This window comes from Actinoplanes sp. NPDC051633 (assembly GCF_040681735.1).
GTDB lineage: Bacteria > Actinomycetota > Actinomycetes > Mycobacteriales > Micromonosporaceae > Actinoplanes.
The window spans coordinates 1-3,546 of record NZ_JBFAZH010000812.1 but is presented as its reverse complement, the minus strand read 5'-3'; the positions used below and the strand labels follow the sequence as shown (position 1 = coordinate 3,546).

4 protein-coding genes are annotated in these 3,546 nt (G+C 68.7%); 3 read left to right on the top strand and 1 reads right to left on the bottom strand.

Going from position 1 to position 3,546, the window contains the following annotated elements; translation table 11 throughout:
- Nucleotides 1-898, top strand: an 898-nt coding sequence (locus AB0M20_RS32520) for a cation:proton antiporter (RefSeq protein ID WP_364304162.1), incomplete at its 5' end; no start/stop codon positions are given.
- Nucleotides 899-1,010: 112 nt separating this feature from the next.
- On the top strand, nt 1,011-1,457 hold the full coding sequence (locus AB0M20_RS32515; protein ID WP_364304161.1) for a CBS domain-containing protein: 447 nt from the start codon (nt 1,011-1,013) through the stop codon (nt 1,455-1,457).
- 7 nt (nt 1,458-1,464) lie between these two features.
- Here AB0M20_RS32515 and AB0M20_RS32510 read toward each other — a convergent pair whose 3' ends face one another.
- Complete coding sequence (locus tag AB0M20_RS32510; RefSeq protein WP_364304160.1) at nt 1,465-2,760, bottom strand: ArsB/NhaD family transporter; 1,296 nt, start codon at nt 2,758-2,760, stop codon at nt 1,465-1,467.
- A gap of 279 nt (nt 2,761-3,039) precedes the next feature.
- Here AB0M20_RS32510 and AB0M20_RS32505 point away from each other — a divergent pair.
- A partial coding sequence (locus AB0M20_RS32505; RefSeq protein WP_364304159.1) for a glycosyltransferase occupies nt 3,040-3,546 on the top strand: 507 nt, incomplete at its 3' end.

Here is a 3,546-nt window from a genome sequence, read left to right as displayed (position 1 = left end):
CTACGTGGCCGGACTGGGATGGGCGGAGTCGCTGCTGATCGGAGCGATCCTGGCCCCGACCGACCCGGTGTTCGCGTCCGCGCTGGTCGGCAACGACAAGGTCCCGGCGCGGCTCCGGCACCTGCTCAATGTGGAGTCCGGGGTCAACGACGGTCTGGCGTTGCCGTTCGTCATCGTCTTTCTGGCCGTCGCCGCCGGCTCCGATGATCTGCACCTCGCAGAACTGGCCCTGGAGGTGTCCCTGGGGCTGGTCGTCGGGGTGGTCATCCCGGTCGCGGCGATCCTGCTCGAGCGCACTCGCTTCTTCGCGGCCTCGACTGCCTACGAACCGCTCAACGGACTCGCGATCGGTCTGCTCGTGCTCGGGGTGGCGCAGGCGACGCATGCGAACCTGTTCCTCGCGGCGTTCTCGGCCGGCATCACGGTGGCCACGTTCGGGCCGCGGCAACGGGCCGCGTTCGAGCACTTCGGGGAGAACATCGCCGAGTTGTTCAAGCTAGCCGCTTTGCTGGTTTTCGGTGCGCTGATCTCCGTCGAATTCCTCGGCGACATCTCCTGGGCGGGGTGGGTGTTCGCACTTCTGGCGATCTTCGTCGCCCGCCCGGTGGCGCTGTGGCTGTCGTTCCTGCGCTCGGGGCTGGACATGCGCGAGCAGGCCGCGGCGATGTGGTTCGGCCCGAAGGGCTTCGCGTCCGTGGTCTACGGCCTGCTGGTGCTCGAGTCCGGCATCGCCGCCGCCGACGAAGTGTTCCATCTGGTCGCTCTGACGATCGTCATCTCGATCCTGCTGCATTCGTCGACCGACGTGGTCGTGGCTCGCGCCTTCGACAACGAGACCGAGACGCCCGCTTGGCACGGGGTCCTGCGACGCCGGGCCCGTGCGGTAAGACGTCGTTGAGCGCTTGTGGCGACTGGTTCTGTCGGCGTCCGGGCCTGGCAACGCGAGCGCCGAGCAGACGCCGGCATCTCCCCGGGGACGCGTATCGTCACCCCCATGCGAGGTGACCGACATGCGTGCGGGTGACCTGTCGACGCCGATGAGCACGGTGGCCGAGGACACGCCGGCACGGGAGGCGGCGAAGGTGCTGGCTTCCCAAGATCTGCCCGGGCTGATCGTGGTCGATCGCAACGGTCGGCCGCTGACCGTCCTGGCCGGCACCCAGGTGCTCCGGATGGCTCTGCCGTCCTACTGCCAGGAGGATCCGGCGCTGGCCCGGGTGATCGACGAGGCGGCCGCCGACGTCATCCTCGAGGGCATCGGGGATCGCACCGTCGCCGACCTGCTTCCCAGGAACCGCCCGGAACTGCCGGCCGTCAGCGCCGACGCCACCATGCTCGAGGTCGCGTCCGTGATGGCCCGCTTCAACGTGCCGCTCGTCGCCGTCGTCGACAAGGAGCGGGTGATGACCGGGGCGATCACCCTCGACGGCCTGCTGGACCGGCTGCTCGGGACCTGACCGGCGCTCAGAAGGTGAAGAACCGCAGCCATAGATAGGGTACGGCCAGCGCCACCGAGATGACGGTGACGATCAGCCCGTACTTGGTGAATCCCCAGAATGTGATCTTGTGCCCGGCCCGTTCCGCGATGCCGAGCACCACGACGTTCGCGGAGGCGCCGACGGCGGTGGCGTTGCCGCCGAAGTCGGCCCCGATGGCCAGCGCCCACCACAGCACCTGGGCCCGGTCGAGCCCACCCGAGGCGTTCACGAGCTCGGCGACGATCGGGCTCATGGTGGCGACGTAGGGGATATTGTCGACGATCGCCGACAGCCCCGCTGACGCCCAGAGCAGCAGCATCGTGGCCGGCTCCAGCTCGCCGCCGACGGCGTCGATGGCTCCGCGCGCCAGCTCGTCGATCACGCCGGTGGTGACCAGGCCACCGACCATGACGAACAGCCCGGCGAAGAAGACCAGCGTGGGCCACTCGACATCGCGCGCGATCTCGGTCGCGTCGAGGCGGGACAAGGCCAGTAGTAACAGTCCACCGAGCAGGGCGACCACTGACGGCTCGAGGCCGAGCAAGGTGTGCAGGGTGAACGCGACCAGGACGGCCACGAGTACGCCAAGGCTGATGACGACCAGCCGGGGATCGCGGATGGCGTCGCGTTCGCGCAGTGCCATCACCGCGGCGGTGCGCTCGGCGTCGTAGCGGAATGCCCGGCGGAACATGATCCGGCACAGCAGGACCAGCACGACCAGGACGATGGCCGCGAACGGCGCGAGCACGGAGAGGAAGTCGTTGAAGGTCAGGCCGGAGCGGCTGGCGATGATGATGTTCGGCGGATCGCCCACCAGGGTGGCGGTGCCGCCGATGTTGGACGCCAGCACCTCGGCGATGAGGAACGGCACCGGGGGTACGCCGAGCCGGTCGCAGACCAGCAGGGTGACCGGCGCGACGAGAAGCACGGTGGTGACATTGTCGAGCGCGGCGGACACCACACCGGTGACCACGATCAGGATCACCATGATCGGGAACGGGCGGCCGCGCGCTTTCTTCGCGGCCCAGATGGCGACGTACTCGAACAGGCCCGTGCGTTTCAGTACGCCGACGATGAGCATCATGCCGAGCAGCAGGAAGATGACGTTCCAGTCGATGCCCGATTCCTCGGAGAAGAACGCGTGCTCGGCGTCCGTCGCCCCCAGGGCGAGCATGATCGCCGCGCCACCGAGCGCGACGGCCACGCGGTTGATCTTCTCGGTGGCGATGAGCACGTAGGCCGCCACGAAGACGCAGACGGCGATCCAGGCGAGCGCACTCACCGACTCGTACGCTCCGTCATCACGTCTCCCGCATCTGGACAGCCGTCATCAATCGCCGACCAGACTTCCCGGCACACCGCGATCAACGTAGCAGTTGGACCGCCTCAACACCGGGTATCGCGGCGGTGCAGGCCGCTACGACGCCTCGTTGTTCGCCGGCGGGCGTGCGAGACACATTCGGCATTCGGCTGTGGGCGTGGACGGTCGGCGTATGCTCGCTCGCGGTGAGCCGGGAAGGCTGGTCGGCCTTGGCTGGTCGGCGTCTTCGGGAGGCTCACGATGAAGGTTCTGATCCTGACGTTGGGCAGGCGCGGTGATGTGCAGCCGTTCGTCGCGCTGGCGCAGGAACTGCAGCGGCGCGGTCATCAGGCAGTCGTTGCGGCGCCCGAGCGGTTCGCCGACCTGATCGCCGGCCAGGGTGTGTCGTTTGCCGGCGTGGACGACGGCCCGCTGCGGGTGCTGGACAGCGGGTCCGCAGTCGGGGACGTTGCTACCGGCGGCCTGCGGGCGAAAGCGGCGCTGATGCGGCGGCTGCCGGCGATGTTCACCCGCGTGCTCGACGACTCCTGGCAGCTGGCGTCGACCGGGTCGGGCGCAGGTGCCGATCTGATCGTGCACAACGGTCAGATCATGGCCGGGCAGCACGTCGCGGAGAAGCTGGGCGTCCCGGCGGTCTTGGCGCTGCCGATGCCCGCGTCTGGCGGCCGCGATCCGCACGGCGATCGACGATTCAGCCATGGTCACTGCTGCTCGCCGGCTGGGCGATCAGGTCCGGTCGGAGAACGG